This window comes from Paraburkholderia sp. SUR17 (genome assembly GCF_029536165.1).
GTDB classification, from domain to species: Bacteria; Pseudomonadota; Gammaproteobacteria; order Burkholderiales; family Burkholderiaceae; genus Paraburkholderia; species Paraburkholderia kururiensis.
This window is the reverse complement of record NZ_CP120509.1, coordinates 2,953,138-2,970,206: the sequence shown is the minus strand read 5'-3', so window position 1 is coordinate 2,970,206 and position 17,069 is coordinate 2,953,138. Positions and strand designations below refer to the sequence as shown.

At 62.5% G+C, this 17,069-nt stretch carries 14 protein-coding genes; 2 read left to right on the top strand and 12 right to left on the bottom strand.

Annotated elements, in window-relative coordinates:
* Nucleotides 1-511: 511 nt before the first annotated feature.
* A complete protein-coding gene (locus P2869_RS30475) occupies nucleotides 512-1,576 on the top strand; it encodes a sigma 54-interacting transcriptional regulator (protein WP_277599879.1) in 1,065 nt (354 codons plus the stop codon).
* 36 nt (nucleotides 1,577-1,612) lie between these two features.
* On the opposite strand, the gene P2869_RS30470 is transcribed toward P2869_RS30475, so the two are convergent.
* From P2869_RS30470 to P2869_RS30415, 12 genes are all read right to left on the bottom strand, one after another.
* Entirely contained in the window at nucleotides 1,613-2,872 is a 1,260-nt protein-coding gene (locus P2869_RS30470) for an acyl-CoA dehydrogenase family protein (protein WP_277598942.1), read from the bottom strand.
* Between the two features lie 248 nt (nucleotides 2,873-3,120).
* Nucleotides 3,121-4,422, bottom strand: a complete 1,302-nt coding sequence (locus tag P2869_RS30465) for an FAD-dependent oxidoreductase (RefSeq protein WP_277598941.1) — start codon at nucleotides 4,420-4,422, stop codon at nucleotides 3,121-3,123.
* Nucleotides 4,419-5,714: an FAD-binding oxidoreductase gene (locus P2869_RS30460; RefSeq protein ID WP_277598940.1), complete on the bottom strand. Its 1,296-nt coding sequence runs from the start codon at nucleotides 5,712-5,714 to the stop codon at nucleotides 4,419-4,421. The genes P2869_RS30465 and P2869_RS30460 overlap by 4 nt, the downstream gene beginning before the upstream one ends.
* Nucleotides 5,715-5,796: 82 nt before the next feature.
* Entirely contained in the window at nucleotides 5,797-7,347 is a 1,551-nt protein-coding gene (locus P2869_RS30455) for a DUF3138 family protein (RefSeq protein WP_277598939.1), read from the bottom strand.
* A 65-nt stretch (nucleotides 7,348-7,412) separates the two neighbouring features.
* Nucleotides 7,413-8,327 (bottom strand): ABC transporter permease subunit, encoded by a 915-nt coding sequence (locus P2869_RS30450; RefSeq protein WP_277598938.1) that lies wholly within the window; start codon nucleotides 8,325-8,327, stop codon nucleotides 7,413-7,415.
* Entirely contained in the window at nucleotides 8,324-9,295 is a 972-nt protein-coding gene (locus P2869_RS30445; RefSeq protein WP_026121291.1) for an ABC transporter permease subunit, read from the bottom strand. Before P2869_RS30445 ends, P2869_RS30450 begins: the two co-directional genes overlap by 4 nt.
* A complete protein-coding gene (gene potA / locus P2869_RS30440; RefSeq protein ID WP_017774051.1) occupies nucleotides 9,292-10,446 on the bottom strand; it encodes a polyamine ABC transporter ATP-binding protein in 1,155 nt (384 codons plus the stop codon). The genes P2869_RS30445 and potA overlap by 4 nt, the downstream gene beginning before the upstream one ends.
* A gap of 217 nt (nucleotides 10,447-10,663) precedes the next feature.
* Nucleotides 10,664-11,785, bottom strand: coding sequence for a polyamine ABC transporter substrate-binding protein (locus P2869_RS30435; RefSeq protein ID WP_126875461.1), 1,122 nt, complete (start codon nucleotides 11,783-11,785; stop codon nucleotides 10,664-10,666).
* A 92-nt stretch (nucleotides 11,786-11,877) separates the two neighbouring features.
* Nucleotides 11,878-13,320 (bottom strand): aspartate aminotransferase family protein, encoded by a 1,443-nt coding sequence (locus P2869_RS30430; protein WP_277598937.1) that lies wholly within the window; start codon nucleotides 13,318-13,320, stop codon nucleotides 11,878-11,880.
* A gap of 28 nt (nucleotides 13,321-13,348) precedes the next feature.
* Complete coding sequence (locus tag P2869_RS30425; protein ID WP_017774048.1) at nucleotides 13,349-14,683, bottom strand: glutamine synthetase family protein; 1,335 nt, start codon at nucleotides 14,681-14,683, stop codon at nucleotides 13,349-13,351.
* Between the two features lie 31 nt (nucleotides 14,684-14,714).
* On the bottom strand, nucleotides 14,715-15,515 hold the full coding sequence (locus P2869_RS30420) for a gamma-glutamyl-gamma-aminobutyrate hydrolase family protein (RefSeq protein WP_277598936.1): 801 nt from the start codon (nucleotides 15,513-15,515) through the stop codon (nucleotides 14,715-14,717).
* Nucleotides 15,516-15,822: 307 nt separating this feature from the next.
* Nucleotides 15,823-16,044 (bottom strand): hypothetical protein, encoded by a 222-nt coding sequence (locus P2869_RS30415; RefSeq protein WP_232833271.1) that lies wholly within the window; start codon nucleotides 16,042-16,044, stop codon nucleotides 15,823-15,825.
* A gap of 386 nt (nucleotides 16,045-16,430) precedes the next feature.
* On the opposite strand from P2869_RS30415, the gene P2869_RS30410 reads away from it, so the two are divergent.
* On the top strand, nucleotides 16,431-17,000 hold the full coding sequence (locus P2869_RS30410; protein ID WP_026121288.1) for a cupin domain-containing protein: 570 nt from the start codon (nucleotides 16,431-16,433) through the stop codon (nucleotides 16,998-17,000).
* Nucleotides 17,001-17,069 lie beyond the last annotated feature (69 nt).

Here is a 17,069-nt window from a genome sequence, read left to right as displayed (position 1 = left end):
ATGGTTCGTCAGGATCACTATGCGAGGAGCATGCCAACGTGAAAGCGACGGACGGGCCGCGTTCGCATGGGGGTTGCCGAGCCGCTGGACAAGGCGTGCAAGCCGAAACGCCGTCTATATCGCGCACCGCGGATTCGTTATGCGGCTGCGTGATGAACGCAGGCGAGCAGCGCCGCTGCATGGCTGCTGCGCCAGGAGCAGCGCTGCTGCTACGCCGTTAAGTGGTGTTTACCGCAGCGAGATGCACCGTGTAACAACCTCGTGCCCCGTTCGAAGCGTCGGCCGGTGCTGCCATAGCAGCAATCCGACTTTGGTTATGGAAACAAAATCGCTTGCCGACGCCGCGATTTGTTCAGAATGACCTGCCCGACATGCACGCGTGCGATGAAAGCAACGCAGCGGCCCATGCACCTTCGATAGACGACAGACCCAGGCCATGAATCCGTCCGTCCACTACCTTGCACACCGCCGGCACGAAGCTGCGCCTCATACCTCACCTTCAGTCATCGCGATGCCCGACAGGCGCTCCACATATGCGAGCCCTGCCGCCGCATCGCCGCGTGCTACTGCACAGGTGTTCGCCGATCCGCGCTCGCTCGCGTTGCTGGAGCGCATCCAGCTCGTCGCGCCAAGTGATGCGAATGTGCTGATCATGGGCGAGACAGGTACAGGCAAGGAACTCGTTGCACGTCACGTGCATCATCTGAGCCATCGGCGCGATGCGCCGTTTATTGCGGTGAATTGCGGGGCGCTCTCCGAATCGCTCGTGGAAAGCGAGTTGTTCGGTCATGAGAAGGGTGCATTCACCGGCGCACTTTCTGCGAAGCCCGGGTGGTTCGAAGCGGCACAGGGCGGTACGCTGTTTCTCGACGAGATTGGGGACCTGCCGCTGCCCATGCAGGTGAAATTGCTGCGCGTGCTGCAGGAGCGCGAAGTCGTGCGGCTGGGTGCGCGCAGGAGCATTCCCGTCGACGTGCGGGTGGTGGCGGCCACCAACGTACATCTTCGCGACGCGGTGGTGGCGGGTCGCTTTCGCGAGGACCTCTACTATCGCCTCAACGTCGTTCAGCTTGCGGTGCCTGCGTTGCGTGAGCGGCCCGGCGACATTCTTCCGCTCGCCCATCATTTCATGCGGACCTATCGCGAGCGGATCGGGCACGGCGCGCGCGACCTGGACGAAGCGGCGCAACGCAAGCTCAGTGCGTACAGTTGGCCCGGCAATATTCGTGAACTCGAAAACGTGGTCCATCATGCGCTGCTGGTTTGCCCACGCGACAGGCTGGGCGAAGCGGATTTGCCGCTGTCCTCGCTCGACGTGCAACGCGTGCGTTGCATTGCGCCGGAACGCGAACCTGAGCGGGCGGCGAACACCGAACGTGTGTTGGAGGCCGCGTTACGTGTGCTTCTCGAAGAAGGCCACGACGGGCTGTTTGAACGGATCGAGAACATGGTGATGCGCGTGGCGTTCGATTACTGCCATCGGAATCAGGTGCAGGCGGCGCGACTGCTCGGCATCAGCCGCAACGTGCTGCGCGCGCGGCTCATTCGTGCGCGAGAGATCGATGCGTTGAAGTAACACGCGGCAACAACATGCGCCGCGTGCACGTCAGTCTCAATCGGCAGTGCGCTTGCTTTGCGCGTTCTTGCCTGCGCCGATCTGCCAGACATAGGGCGGCTCTGTGCCGTTGATCTCCCAGTCACCTACGATCCGCTCCTTGTAGATGAGCGGATTGTGCGACGCCGCCGTGCGTGCGTTGCGCCAGTGGCGGTCGAGCAGCTTCTGCTCGCTCGTGCCCGACGCACCGAGCGCGTTGAACAGGTCCGTTGCCGCAGGCAGTATCAGTTGCGCCACCGCGATTTGCGCTTTCGCCGTCTCCAGTTCTGCGTGGACGTTGGCGTCGTGCTCGGCCTTGCGGTCTTCGCCGAAGTGCGTATCGTAGGCGCGCTGCACCGCTTCCGCCGCGCGCCATGCGGTGGCTTCGGCCGCGTAGACGCGCGCGGTGATCTCGCCCACCACCTGCTGCACCTGGGCGTCATCGCGCACGGCGAGCGCATTGCCGTGGCTATAGACGCGTTTGCGGTTGCGAACCTCCTCGGCCACGTCGCGTACGATGGCGCGCCCCGTGCCGGCAACCACCGCAATCAGCACGAGCTGATAGAACGCCGTCTGATATTTGAAGCGCGTGGAAAAGTCGATGATGTTCGCCTCTTCCACCACGGCGTTTTCGAAGGTCGACGTGCCGCTGCCCGTGGTGCGCTGGCCGAAGCCGTCCCAGTCGTCGCGGTGTCCCACGCCGGGCTGATGTGTGCTCACGGCCGCAATCACGTCGAGGCCGTCTTCGCGGCGCGCATAGACGTCGATCCAGTCCGCGAAGATGCTGCCTGTGCTGTAGTACTTGCGGCCGTTGACTACCCAGCGGTCCCCGTCACGCGACACACGTGTGACGACGTCGCCAATCTTCACGTCGCCCACTTCGGTCCACGCGTTGCCGACGAGGTTGCCCGCCACGAAGCGTTCGAGCCATGCGTCGCGGCTCGCGCCAGGCGCGGCATTCAAGCGGTCTTCGACGAACGCGAAATGGCCGCGTAGCGCCTGCGGCAGCGCGGAATCCGCTTCGGCCAGTTCGATCAGCAAGCGAGTGAGTTGCGGCAGCGAAGCACCGCCACCGCCGTATTCGAGCGGCACGCGCACGGCGCCGAAACCGGCAGCCTTCAGCCAGCCGATCTGCTCGTACGGCAGCGCGCGTGTGCGTTCGCGCTGAAGGGCGCCTTCGGCGATTCGTTTGAAGATGGGGCGAAAACGGACGGCGAGCTGTTCGTAGTCGACGGCGGACGTGGCGGGAAAAGGCGCAGGTTGAGTGAGCTGGTTCATAGGCGAGCCGGTCAGGTGAAGAGGTGAGGCAGGCGATGTACCTGCGGGTCCGCTCTTCTAGCACTGGCTATGCCATGCCGCGCGTTTTGCGCCTTCGCGCGAGGCGTGGCGCGCGACAGGCCGCTTGATCCGGCCGCCGACTCGCGCATAAACGGCTGCGGCGCTGCTGCACGCTGTGCAGTTGTGTTGCGGTGCTGCTGCGTGAGGAGCAACAGCACGGCTGCTGCCGAAGCAGCCGCTTCACCGCTCTACAACCATTCCCTCACCCGGTAATACAACATGCCGAGTTCGAGCGCCGGCTGTCGCCATGCTGGCCCGCCTGGAAAGCGCGCGTGTTTGATCTGCGCGAACAGATCGAACGCGGCGCGCTGCCCGACGATGGCTTGCGTGACGATACGCCCCGCAATACCCGTGAGCGCCACGCCGTGCCCTGAAAAGCCCTGCACGTAGAAGTAATTTGGATCGATGGCGCCGAAGTCCGGTGCACGGTTGCGCGTGACGTCGACGAAACCGCCCCACGTGTGTTGCACCTTCGTGTCGTCGAGCGACGGGAACACACCCACCATGCGTTTGCGAATTGTCTCGGCCAGTTGCGTGGGCGACGCGGCAGCGGAACTCGCACGGCCGCCGAACAGCAGGCGGTGATCTGCCGAGAGCCTGAAGTAATCGAGAAAGAAGTTGTTGTCGCAAATGGCCGCGCGGCTGGGGATCAATGCATCGGCGCGGGCTTTGCCGAGCGGTTCCGTGGCGACGATGTACGACGCGACCGGCGCAATGCGTGCCGCGATGGGCGCCGGCAGCACACCGCCAGGTGCCGCGTTGCAGCACGCCACCACGAAGCGGCAGCGCACTTCGCCCGTTGCGGTGCGCACCACAGGCTTCGCGCCGCGTACCACGTCGAGCACGGGCGATTGAGCGAACAGCATCGCGCCTTCGCGTCTCGCTGCGGCGGCGAGGCCCAGGCAATACTTGAGCGGATGCAGATGCCCGGAGAAGGAATCGTAGACGCCTGCGAGGTAGCGCGGCGACGAAACGTACCTCTGCACCTGGTTGCTGTCGAGCCACTGTAGCCCGCTGTAGCCCCAGCGCGTGGTGGCCGCATCCATCCAGTGGCGCAGATCCGGCACGCGTTTGGATTTCGTCGCAACGGTCACGTAGCCCGGCGTGAACTCGCATTCGATGCCATAGCGTTCAATGCGCTCGCGCACCAGCGCCACGCCTTCCACCGACATCGCCCACGCCGCGCGCATGCCGTCGGCGCCCAACTGCTGTTCCATCACTTCGTCTTTCGCGAAGCCGGTCAGCATTTGCCCGCCGTTGCGGCCCGACGCACCCCAGCCCGCGCGATGCGCGTCAACCACGGCCACCGTGAGGCCGCGCTCGCGACATTCGAGTGCAACGGAAAGCCCCGCGTAGCCCGCGCCGATCACGCACACGTCGGCATCCACGGTGCCTTCGAGCATGGGGTCGTCGGCACCGCGCGGCACGCTCGCTTCGTACCAGGAGTTTCTCGCGAGCGCGTTGGCGCGCGAGTCGAGGCTTGAGGTCATCCGAGCAAATCCTTCATTCGATACCAGGCCATCGCGAGTACGAGGGCCGGCGTGCGCAGCGCGCTGCCGCCCGGAAAGTCGCGGTGGCGAATCTTGCCGAACAGATCGAAACGGCTTGCCTGTCCGTCGATAGCTTCCGCAATCAGCTTGCCGGCAAGCCCTGTCGTGTTCACGCCGTGGCCCGAAAAGCCTTGCGCGAAATAGACCGTGGGCGCAATGCGCCCGAAGTGCGGCGCGCGATTCATCGTGATATCCACGAAGCCGCCCCACGCGTAATCGATCTTCACATCGGCCAGTTGCGGAAAAGTTTTGAGCATATCGCGGCGCATCGCTTCGCCCAGGTTGCGCGGTGCGAGCGTGGAATAGCTCACCTTGCCGCCCCACAGCAGCCGCGTGTCCGGCGCGGGGCGGAAGTAATCGAGCACGAAGCGGCTGTCGCACACCGCGGCCTGTGCGGGCATCAGCGCCTGGGCGCGGGCCTCGCCGAGCGGTTCCGTTGCGATCACGTACGTGCCTACGGGCATGATCTTGCGTGCCACGTCGGGCGCAAGCGCACCGAGGTAGGTGTTGCATGCGAGCACGACAAATTTCGCGCGAACCGAGCCCCGTGCGGTTTCCACCACATGCCCGCCGTTCGCGCTGACAAGTCGCGTGACGCAGCTGTCTTCGTAAATGCGTGCACCGTTTTGCGCGGCCGCGCGTGCAAGGCCCAACGTGTAATTGAGCGGATGCAGGTGGCCGCTGTCGGGATCGAACAGGCCGCCCAGGTAGCGCGAAGACTGCACATACGTGCCCATCTCGCTGCCTTCGACGTAACGAAAACCCTCGTAGCCGAAGCGTCGGGCCGCTTCGTCGCGCCAGTGCTGCAAAGCGAGCACATCGCGCGGCTTGTTGGCGGCGGTGAGGTAGCCCGGCATCAGTGCGCAATCTATGTTGTGCTTCGCGACGCGCTCTTTCACGATGGCGAGCGTTTCGAGCCCCATGTCCCAGATCTGCCGCACTTCGCCTTCGTTCATGTATTGCGCGAACGTGTCGATATCGCAGGCAAAGCCGCCAATCATTTGCCCGCCGTTGCGCCCGCTCGCGGCCCATCCGACTTTCGACGCTTCCAGCACGGCCACGGAATAGCCGCGTTCGGCAAGATTGAGCGCAGCGGATACGCCCGTGAGGCCGGCGCCGATCACGCAAACGTCGGCGTCGATGGAGCCTTCGAGCGAGGGATAGCGCGTGGTGTCGTTGACGGTGGCCGCGTAATACGACGCGACGTGAGGCTGATTGCAGAATGGGAGCATGAGGGACGATGCGAAAGAGGACGCGGCGCCGCAAAAGTGCGGCGCCGCGATTCAGCTACAGGTCAAACTACAACGCAAGACGTTAGAACGAGTAGATGAACTGCGTGGCGATCAGGTCGTTGCTCTTCGTGTACGAACCGTCGTTGCGCAGGAACACGTTCTTGTTGGCCCAGTCGTGGCGATATTCGACCTTCACCGTGATTTGCTGGGTCGGGTAGAACAGCAGGTCCAGCGCTACGTCCTGACGGTTCGCGCCCTTGCACTCGAAGCCGAGGCCGCCGTTGGCCTGCGACGCCGCCAGGCAGTCTGCGCCGATGCCGAAGCCGTTGGCGCTGTCCATGCCGTTGCCGCCCAGCACGATGCCGCCGCCGCCGCCGCCGTTCTTGCTATCCACGAGCAGGTCGTAACGCGCCGTGGCACCCATGCGTCCCAGGCCCGGCACGTTGAACTTGCGGTGCGCGAGGAGCGACAGGCCATACCACTGCGCGTTGCCGCCGTTGAACGCGGCGCGTTGCTGCTGACCGTAGTCGACTTCGGCGTTGTACTGAACGTCTGCGAGCGTGTAGGTTGCGTCGAGTTCGCCGAAGACGTAGTAGCCGGCCGAATTCGTTGCCTGACCGCCTGGGCCGAACACCACCTGACCCGCCGCATTCGTCGCGCTCGAAAGCGTTTGCCGCCCGACATTGAACGACCCGCCGATATCCAGCGCGCTCGACCACGTGTAATCCGCACGCGCCGTGAAGGTCGGAATCTTGTTGCTGGTGGTGATCGGATCGCCGAACGCATTCGTGCCCGTCTGCGTGACCGAGCCATACGTGCGGTACTGCTCGTTGCCGAGGAAGAACTTCCATGCCCAGTTGCCCGACGTGTAGTTCGCACCGATACCGATATAGCTGCCCGGATCCGAGAAGTCATACAGCAGGTTGTGCGTGAGCGTGAGCATCTGGTTCGACTGCTGCACTTCGTAGCCGCCAAAGCTCGGAATCAAGCCCGCCACGAGCGTCGTGGTCGCCGTGAGCGGCACGTTCACCACCGCGGTGTTCAGGATGTTGTTGCCGATGTTGCCGTGCTCGTTGGTGAGCAGCGTGATGCCGTTGCCGCGGTTCGGCATCAAGGTGATTTCGGCGGACGGCGCCATCGGGCCTACGCCAAAGGTCTTCTTGATGTCGAGATAGAGGTCGCCGAACGTGCTGTTGAAGTAGTTGTAGGCGCTCTCGTGATTCGCGAACAGGAACGAAGACGTGCCCGGCGCGCGGTTATACACGTAAGTCGGGTCGATGTAGCCCGTGACGGAAAGACCCGCGATCGGCCCCGTATTTGCAGCGTCGGTGAGCGAATCCACCTTGAGCTGCTGGTTCGCGATCTGCTGCTTCATCTCCGTCACTTCGTCGTTCGTCAGCGTGGCGCGAGCCTTGCCATAGTCCGGCGACGAGATATCGACCGGCGCGGGCGCGGCCGCAGTTGCCGCGCTAGCCGTCGGCTTCGTGGCCAGTTGCGACTTCAGGTCCTTCACTTCCTTTTGCAGCGCGTTCAACTGCGCCTGCAGGGCCCTGATCTGTGCGCTTGTGGAGTCTGCGAGCGCAATACCGGGCAACGCCCCGGCCACGAGCAGACAGATTAGCTTCTTTCTCATCTAGATTCTCCTTATCGTCGGTCGTATCGCGGATAACTTCGGCTTCAATGCGTGCGGCGTCTGCTTCAGGCCGTGCCGAGCGTCTTGCGCGCGGCGGCGGTTCGGGGTTGCGGCGAATCGGTGTCGGAAGGGTCCGAGGGCGAGGGCTGCGCAAAAGCCATCTGCATGTCGCGCAGGCGTCGTCGGTCACGTGCCACCATGAACTGGTTCACGACGATGACGCCGATCGTCACGGCCGTGATGAAGAGCGTGGCGAGCGCGTTCATTTCGGGGTTCAAACCAAGACGCACGCGCGAGAACACCACGAGCGGCAGCGTGGTGGAGCCGGGCCCGGAGAGGAACGCGGAGAGCACGAGGTCGTCGATGGAAAGGGTGAACGAAAGCAGCCAGCCCGAGATCAATGCCTGCGAGATCAGCGGCAAGGTGATCACGAAGAACACCTTGAGCGGCGTGGCGCCCAGATCGAGCGCGGCTTCTTCCAGCGACTTGTTGAGTTCCTTCACGCGCGACTGCACGATGATGGCGACATACGAAACGCACAGCATGACGTGACCAATCCACATCGTGAAGACGCCGCGTCCCTTGGGCCAGCCCAAGATTTGCTCCATCGCCACGAAGAGCAGCAGCAGCGAGATGCCCTGAATCACTTCGGGAATCACGAGCGGAGCGTTGATCATCGCGGTGTACAGCGTGAAGCCGCGAAAGCGCCCGAAGCGCGCCAGCACGAACCCGGCCCACGTGCCGATCACCACCGATGCGAAGGCCGTCATCAGACCAATCTTCAGCGAGAGCCACGCGGCGGAAAGTAGTTCGTCATCCTGAAGCAGTGCCGCGTACCACTTGAACGAGAAGCCGGACCACACCGTCACGAGCTTCGATTCGTTGAACGAGTAGACAACGAGGCTGATGATCGGGATGTACAGAAACAGAAAACCGAGCGCGAGCACGCTCACGGAAAGCGGCTTGTTGGGCTTGATCATTTCGCGTCCCCCAGTTCTTTGACCTGGTAATACTGAAAGACGGCCATCGGCACGAGCAGCAGCATGACCATTGCGACCGTTACCGCGGAAGCCATGGGCCAGTCCATGTTGTTGAAGAACTCGTCCCACATCACGCGGCCCAGCATCAACGTGTCGGCGCCGCCCAGCAGTTCGGGAATCACGTACTCGCCCACGGCGGGAATGAACACGAGCAGGCTGCCCGCGATGATGCCGTTCTTCGAAAGCGGCAACGTGATGCGCGTGAACGCGACCCACGGCTTCGCGCCCAGGTCGTAGGCCGCTTCCAGCAGCGTGAGGTCCATCTTCACGAGGTGCGCGTAAAGCGGCATCACCATGAACGGCAGATACGAATACACCATGCCGATATAGACACCCGCGTCGCTGTGATAGAGCCGCAGCGGGTTGTGGATGAGGCCGATGGCCATGAGCGCGTGGTTGAGCAGCCCGTCGTCTTTCAGGATGCCGATCCAGGCGTAGACGCGAATCAGGAACGACGTCCAGAACGGCAGCATCACGCCCATCATCAGAATGTTGCGCGTGCCCGGGGCCGAGCGCGCGATGTAGTACGAAATGGGGTAGCCGATGAGAAGGCACAGCAGCGTGGATACCGCCGCCATCTTCAGCGAGCTGATGTAGGTGGCGATATAGAGACTGTCCTGCAACAGGAACGCGTAGTGCCCGAGCTGCAGTGCGAAGTGCACCATGCCGTCCTTCACGCTCATCAAGGCCGTGTAGGGCGGAATGCTCATCATCTGGTCGGCGAAGCTGATCTTCAGCACCAGCACGAACGGCAGCGCGAAGAACACCGCGAGCCACACGAACGGCACACCGATTACGGTGGAGCGCCCGGAGGGAACGAAACGCGAAAGTGTGCGCGCAAGCGTAGCGCGTACCGACGCGGTGCTGCCGTTGACCACCGGCAAGGAAGGGGAGGCAGGGTTTCTCATTGCGTCAGCACCACGCCGCTAGCCGGCGACCAGGAGACGAACACGTCGTCGTTGTAGTCGGGCGCACCGTCTTGCATGAGGTGCGAGCTGGAGAGATTGGAGACCACGACTTTGCCGCTCGGCAGGCGCACGTGGTACAGCGAATAGCTGCCCATGTACGCAACATCCGTCACCACGCCGCGCGCCCAGTTGTGCGGTGCCGAGGGACGCTCGCGCGTCACGCGTACACGTTCGGGACGCACCGAAATGCCCACCGGCATGCCGAGCGGCCCGGTCACACCGTGACTCACATACATGCGCGCTTCGAGGTCTTCGCTTTCCACGAAGATGTGGTCGGGCTCGTCTTCCACCACCACACCTTCGAAGAGATTGGTTGAGCCGATGAACTCCGCGGAGAAGCGGCTGTTCGGAAACTCGTACACCTGGTTAGGCGTACCAATCTGCACGATGCGGCCTTCGCTCATCACGGCGAGGCGGCTCGCCATCGTCATGGCTTCTTCCTGGTCGTGCGTGACCATCACGCAGGTCACGTCTACCTTCTCGATGATGTTCACGAGTTCCAGCTGCGTCTTCTGGCGAATCTTCTTGTCGAGCGCGGACATCGGTTCGTCGAGCAGGAGCAGCTTGGGGCGCTTCACGAGCGAGCGCGCCAGCGCCACACGTTGCTGCTGACCGCCGGAAAGCTGGTGCGGCTTGCGCTGCGCGTAGCGGCTCATCTGCACGAGGTTGAGCACGTCGGCCACGCGGTCGCGAATCTCGTTCTTCGGCGCGCCTTCCTGCTTGAGGCCGAATGCGACGTTCGCTTCCACCGTCATGTGCGGAAAGAGCGCGTACGACTGGAACATCATGTTGACGGGCCTGCGGTACGGCGGAAGCGTGGCGAGGTCTTCGCCGTCCACGAAGATGCGCCCGGAGGTGGCCGTCTCCAGTCCCGCGAGCATGCGCAGCAGCGTGGACTTGCCGCAGCCGGAGCTGCCAAGCAGTGCAAACAGCTCGTTTTTCGCGATGCTGAGGCTCACGTTGTCCACGGCGGTGCTGTCGCCGAATTTCTTGACGACGTTTTCGATGCGGACGAACTCGTCGGTTTTCGCTTGCCCGGCCGCGGGCGGGCGCGCCATCTGTGCGGCATTGACTGAAGGCGTCGATTTCATGATGTAACCATTCCTTCCTTGCTGAACCTGCGCAATTGCAGGCGCGAGTGCTCCCACACGAGGCGCGCAAGGCGATTCGCAGGGGGGACTGCTGCGGTAATCGGGGAGACCGCGCGCGTTCGCACGCGCGCTGCCGAACTGCCGGATTGCTGACTTCGCGCGGAAGAGGTGTCGAGCGACGCCTTTTCCGCAAACGTGGATGGTGGTGCGCGTCGGGTTAGTGACCGGTCTTCAGCTGAGCCCAGAGACGGTTTTCAAGACGCAGAATGTCTGCCGGCATCGGCCGCATCAGCGTCATCTTCTTCAACACGTCTTCGGGCGGGTAAACCGTGGTGTCCTGTGCAACGGCGGGCACGACGAACTGGCGAGCCGCGTGATTCGCGGTGGGGTAGAACACCTCGTTCGTGATCGCGGCGTTGACCTTCGGGTCTTCGATGTAGTTGATCCACTTCATGGCCGCTTCGGGATGCGGCGCGTCTTTCGGAATCACCATCACGTCGAACCACAGCAGACCGCCTTCCTTCGGGTTCGAGAACTTGACCTCATACGAACGCTTGGCTTCCTGAGCGCGGCGGCGTGCGATGCCGACGTCGCCAGACCAGCCCAGCGCCACGCAAACGTCGTTGTTCACGAGGTCGTTGATGTAGCCCGACGAGTTGAACTGCGTGATGTACGGACGAACCTGCTTGAGCACCTGGAACGCTGCCTGGTAGTCCGCAGGGTTCGTGCTGTTCGGATCTTTGTGCATGTATTGCAGCGTGGCGGCGAACACGTCTACAGCCTGATCGAGGAACGACACGCCGCAGCCCTTGAGCTTGGAGAGGTACTGCGGATCGAGCACGAGGGACCAGCTATCCACGGGCGCGTTGTCGCCCAGCGCCTTCTTGACGGCCTGCACGTTGTAGCCCACGCCGTCGGTGCCGTACGCCCAGGGCACGCCGTACTGGTTGCCCGGGTCGGCGTCGGCAATCATCTTCATCAGCACGGGATCGAGGTTCGCCAGATTCGGAATCTTCGATTTGTCGAGCTTCTGGTAGACGCCCGCCTGAATCTGCTTGGCCATGTAGTTCGACGTGGGCACCACGATGTCGTAGCCCGAGCTGCCTGCAAGCAGCTTGGCTTGCAGCGTGTCGTCGCTGTCGTAGTTGTCGTACTTGACCTTGACGCCGCTTTGCTTCTCGAAGTTCGGAATCGTGTCCTTCGCGATGTAGTCGGACCAGTTATAGACGTTCAACTCGGTGTCGGCCGCCTGCACCGCCGGACTCGAAAACGCCGCGAGACCGCCGACCACGAGAACCGCCGCACTTGCGACTGCATGACGAAGATGACAAACACGCATGGTTATTCCCCTGAAGGTGAGAGCCGGACGGCGGCTCGCCCCGGTACACCCCCGCGGTGCACCCCATAGGCCGCCGTCCGAAGGTGTGGCAGTTACGAAAGACCCAGTTGTTGCGCCGTTGCGTCGACGGCTTTTTTCGCCTTCGACACGAGTTCGTCGATTTCCTGCCTCGTGATGACGAGCGGCGGCGAAAGCAGCATCCGGTCGCCGGTGGCCCGCATGATGAGGTTGCCGTTGAAGCAGAAGTCGCGGCAAATCGTGCCTACGTCGCCGCCGTTTTCGAAGCGCTTGCGCGTTTTCGGGTCTTGCGCGAGCTGCAGCCCCGCAACGAGGCCCGCACCCGCAATCTCGCCGATCAACGGATGACCCGCGAAGGTCTCGCGCAGCAGTTGCTGGAAGTACGGACCGGTGTCGTTCTTCACGCGCTCCACGATCTTGCCGTCGCGCAGCAGTTTCAGATTCGCGAGCGCCACGGCAGCGGCAACCGGATGGCCCGAATACGTGAGGCCGTGGTTGAACTCGCCGTGCTCGATGATCGCCTTCGCAATGCGCTCGTGCAGACCCACCGCGCCCATCGGGATGTAGCCGCTCGTGAGGCCCTTGGCCATGGTGATGAGGTCCGGCTCGAAACCGAAATGCTGGTGTGCGAACCATTCGCCGGTGCGCCCGAACCCGCCGATCACTTCGTCGGCCACGAGCAGGATGTCGTACTTGCGGCAGATGCGCTGGATCTCCGGCCAATACGTGGAGGGCGGGAAGATCACGCCGCCCGCCCCCTGGAAAGGCTCACCGATGAATGCGGCCACGTTTTCCGCACCCAGTTCGAGAATCTTCGCTTCGAGCTGCTGTGCGCGTGCAAGGCCGAACGCCTCGGGCGTCATGCCGGCCTCGGCTTCGCCGAAGTAGTAGGGCTGGTCGATGTGAACGATGTGCTCGACTTTCGAAGGCATCTGTTCGTGCATGTAGCCCATGCCGCCCAGCGTGGCGCCCGCAATGGTCGAACCGTGATAGGCGTTCTTGCGCGAGATGACGTACTTCTTCGACGGCTTGCCTTGCGTAATCCAGTACTGGTGTACCGTGCGCAGCACCGTGTCGTTGCCTTCCGATCCGCTGTTGCAATAGAAGAAGTGCGTGAACGGTGCGGGCGTGATTTCGGCCAGCAGCGCGGAAAGTTCGATGACGGGCGGGTGCGTGGTCTTGAAGAACGTGTTGTAGTAGGGCAGCTCCTGCATCTGCCGGTAGGCCGCTTCCGCCAGTTCTTTGCGACCGTACCCGACGTTCACGCACCACAGCCCCGCCATGCCGTCGATGATCTTGTTGCCTTCGGAGTCCCACAGATAGACGCCCTGCGCCTTCACGATCACGCGGCTACCCGCGCGATTGAGCGAACCCATGTCCGAAAACGGATGGATGTGGTGCGCCGCGTCGAGTGCACGATATTCCGCGGTGGTGCGTTGCTGCGCGACCTGCGCGCCCGCCACGGGCGCGGCCGGTGCCACTTGTACCCATGCTGCTTCTTCTGTCCGGTAACTCATGTTGCCTCCAATGTGTCTGCGCGTTGTTTTAAACGTGCAGCAGCAGATGTTTGCGTTCCCACGAACTGATCACGCGGAAGAACGCTTCGTATTCGGTTTCCTTCAGCGCTAGATAGGCCTTGACGAACTTCTCGCCCAGCATCGAGTTGAGCGGCTCGCACGCGGCCATCAGCGTGAGACCTTCTTCCAGGTTGCGCGGCAACTGGTACGGCAGCTCGTAGCCGTCGCTCGTGAGCGGGTCGGTGGGCTTGAGGTGCTGCGTCATGCCGAGGTAGCCCGCCGCGAGTGTGGCCGCGATGGCGAGATACGGATTGCAGTCCACGCCCGGAATACGGTTCTCGATACGCCGTGCAGCGGGCGACGAGTACGGAATGCGGAAACCCACCGTGCGGTTGTCGAAGCCCCATTGCACGTTGATGGGGGCCGCCATGAAACGCGAGAGCCGGCGATACGAATTGATGTACGGCGCAAAGATGGGCATGAGTGCCGGCGTGTACTTCTGCAGGCCGGCGATGTAGCCGTAGAACATGTCGGTGGCTTTACCGTCGCTGCCCGTGAAGAGGTTCTGGCCCGTCTCTTCGCTCACCAGACTCTGATGCACGTGCATGGCGGAACCGGGCTCGTTCTCCATGGGCTTCGACATGAAGGTGGCATACATGTGATGGCGCAGCGCGGCTTCACGCACCGTGCGCTTGAAGAGGAACACGCGGTCGGCCAGGTTGAGCGGGTCGCCGTGCAGGAAGTTGATTTCCATTTGCGCGGCGCCCACCTCGTGGATGAGCGTGTCCACCTCCAGGTCCTGCACGTCGCAGTACTCGTAGATGTCCTCAAAAAGCGGATCGAACTCGTTGACCGCTTCGATCGAATACGCCTGGCGGCCCGTTTCGGGACGCCCCGTGCGGCCGATAGGCGGCGCGAGCGGCATGTCCGGGTCCTTGTTCATTTCCACCAGATAGAACTCGAGTTCCGGTGCAATGACAGGCTTCCAGCCCTTTGCCTTGTAGAGATCGAGCACGCGGCGCAGTACACGGCGCGGGGAGATTTCAACGGGCGTGCCGTCGAAATGGACGCAGTCGTGAATGACCTGTGCGGTGGGGTCGACGGCCCAGGGAATGATGCGGATGGTGGACGGGTCGGGCACGCAGACCATATCGGGGTCCGTCACGCCAGTGAGGGTGCCGTCTTCCGGATACTCGCCGGTGACGGTCTGAATCATCACGGCCTGCGGCAGGCGCATTGACTCGCCTGATTCGAACTTGCTGCGCGGAATGATCTTGCCGCGCGCAATGCCGGCCATGTCGGGAATGATTGCTTCGATTTCGGTGATGTGATGCTTTTTCAGAAATTCGTCTATTTCATGCATGATTGTTCTCTCAGTCTTTGTGAGGGCCGGCTCAGACTTTCACGGCGATGGGCGCGTGAAGGTCGGCCCCGATCTGTATTCGGGCAAGCATCCGTTCGCGGCATGCGGCGCCGAACGCACGGAAGATCGCGGTGGAAAGCGCGTCTTCGGCGTGCTTCCATTCGGGATGCCATTGCACGCCGAGCGCAAAGGCACGTGCGCCTTCTACGCTCACCGCTTCGATCAGGCCGTCCGGCGCGACCGCTTCCACCGTGAGGCCTGTGCCCAGCTTCTCGATGCCTTGCCCGTGCAGCGAATTCACACGAGCTTCGCTGACGCCTGAAGCGAGGCGCTGCAACACGCCGCCTGCCGTGAGGCGAATGGCGTGCGCGGGTCCGTACTGCACGTGGAGTTCCTCGTTCTTGTCCTCGCGGTGATCGTCGAGGCCATTCACGGCATGCACTTCCTGATGCAGCGTGCCGCCGAACACGACATTCATTTCCTGGAAGCCGCGGCAGATAGCGAGCACCGGCACGCCCGCTTCGATGGCCGCACGCATGAGCGGCAGCGTGGTGGCGTCGCGCGCCGGGTCGTGCAGCGTGCCCGGCGCGCTGGGGTGGCCGCCGTAACGGTGCGGCTCGACATTTGAATAGCTGCCCGTGAACAGCAGGCCGTCCACCGTATCCAGAATGTCTGCCGCTCTCTGCCGCACACCGAGCGCGGGCAACAGCATGGCGAGCGCGCCGGCGCCGTCCACCACCGCTGCGATGTATTTCTCGCCGGTGACGTGCGACGGGTGCGAACCCATCATGGTTCTATCGGCTGTTACGCCGACCAATGGCTTTTTTTGCATGACTTCACGTTGCCTTTTTATTGCCTTTTTTGTTTCGCCAATAGCGATTAACAAAATAAAGGCGCGACATGACCCCTCGGCTACGCAAATTGCGTAAGCCGCTTCTTGACGGGCACTACAGGCGGTTCGACGCTAGCGAACCGCGCTGCGCGTTTCGATCATGTAGGCTGTCCGCTTCGGTCCAATGTGCGGCGCAATGCAGTTAAAGCGCGCGCGCAACGGACGACCGCATACCGTGGCGTGGACCATCGCACGAGCGAGGCGCCGCAATAGACGGGTGAAGCGAACCGCGAAAGGAGGAGAGGCGCTACGGCAGCAGCGAAGCGACTTCGTCGGTGCGCACGGCGATGAACGCGCGCGCAGACGTAGCGTTGTGACGCCGCACCGAACGACGGGACAGGATGGTGAAGACGGACAGGAACAGGCGAGAGGCAAGCCTGCCGCTACTGCCGTCGGAGATGGACGAGTCACTGCGAAGACACCTCGCATGACTTCGATCCCACCTTACCAGAGGGCCACGGACTCTCACGATTACACTCGACTGACGACGTTGAAAGTATTGAACGCCCCGATCAATGAAACGCACGTAGCGTTTAAGGAATCGGGACATTGGCCGGCTGCCGGGAGCCGTCGCAGATGCAGCATATTGATTGAACCGCGCATTGTGACGACACCGTGATGCCGACCTTGTAGATCAGCATATACGAGCCAAAAACGCCGTCAAATCTTTTTTTCGAAAACCCGACTCAGGGGTTTCCCCGAGGTCGGAATAAATCATTCGCAAAAGGAATGGTGCTCGAGGTGTCCATTATTTCGAACACCTTGCAGGGTTTTCCCAGGCGGAAAACGGGGGAAAGTGATTAGAATATTCAACACTTTTCCAATCCACCCGTCGTGTTCCGACGTTCTCTCATCGTGTCCGAAGCCGCATCCACGTCCACTGAAGTTGCTACCCGTTTGCGTTACGTGCGCAAGAAACATGGGCTTTCGCAGCGCGAACTGGCAAAGCGCGCGGGCGTGACGAACGGCACCATCTCGCTCATCGAACAGAGTCGCGTGAGTCCTTCCGTAGGTTCGCTCAAGAAGCTGCTCGAATGCATTCCGATGAGCCTCGCCGAGTTCTTCACGTTCGAAGTGGTGGAAGACCGCACGGTGGTGTCGCGTCGCGGCGAGATGCCCAATCTTGGCAGCGCTTCCATCGAGTTCTATCTTGCGGGCGCCAGCGTGAAAGACCGCAACATGGGCATCTTGCGCGAGGTCTATCAGCCGCTTTCGGATACGGGCCCCGAGATGCTCACGCATGCGGGCCACGAAGGCGGCGTCGTCGTGGCGGGACAACTCGAACTGACGGTGGACGGTTCCACGTGGCTGCTCGACCCCGGCGACAGCTACTACTTCGAAAGCCGCTTGCCGCACCGTTTTCGCAATCCCAGCGCGGAACACGTCTGCGAGGTGGTGTCGGCGAATTCGCCGCCAACCTTCTGACGTTGCGCCAACGCGGTTCGTACTCGCACGTAGCGTCGTGCTGCGTGCGCTGACGCGAGCCGCCCAACA

Bases quoted from the DNA above. Each gene is read 5' to 3' on its own strand.
- P2869_RS30470 (WP_277598942.1), bottom strand. From the start codon at position 2,872: ATGAACCAGCTCACTCAACCTGCGCCTTTTCCCGCCACGTCCGCCGTC.
- P2869_RS30460 (WP_277598940.1), bottom strand. From the start codon at position 5,714: ATGCTCCCATTCTGCAATCAGCCTCACGTCGCGTCGTATTACGCGGCC.
- P2869_RS30475 (WP_277599879.1), top strand. From the start codon at position 512: ATGCCCGACAGGCGCTCCACATATGCGAGCCCTGCCGCCGCATCGCCG.
- P2869_RS30435 (WP_126875461.1), bottom strand. From the start codon at position 11,785: ATGCGTGTTTGTCATCTTCGTCATGCAGTCGCAAGTGCGGCGGTTCTC.
- P2869_RS30455 (WP_277598939.1), bottom strand. From the start codon at position 7,347: ATGAGAAAGAAGCTAATCTGTCTGCTCGTGGCCGGGGCGTTGCCCGGT.
- P2869_RS30425 (WP_017774048.1), bottom strand. From the start codon at position 14,683: ATGCATGAAATAGACGAATTTCTGAAAAAGCATCACATCACCGAAATC.
- P2869_RS30420 (WP_277598936.1), bottom strand. From the start codon at position 15,515: ATGCAAAAAAAGCCATTGGTCGGCGTAACAGCCGATAGAACCATGATG.
- P2869_RS30465 (WP_277598941.1), bottom strand. From the start codon at position 4,422: ATGACCTCAAGCCTCGACTCGCGCGCCAACGCGCTCGCGAGAAACTCC.
- P2869_RS30430 (WP_277598937.1), bottom strand. From the start codon at position 13,320: ATGAGTTACCGGACAGAAGAAGCAGCATGGGTACAAGTGGCACCGGCC.
- P2869_RS30445 (WP_026121291.1), bottom strand. From the start codon at position 9,295: ATGAGAAACCCTGCCTCCCCTTCCTTGCCGGTGGTCAACGGCAGCACC.
- P2869_RS30450 (WP_277598938.1), bottom strand. From the start codon at position 8,327: ATGATCAAGCCCAACAAGCCGCTTTCCGTGAGCGTGCTCGCGCTCGGT.
- potA (WP_017774051.1), bottom strand. From the start codon at position 10,446: ATGAAATCGACGCCTTCAGTCAATGCCGCACAGATGGCGCGCCCGCCC.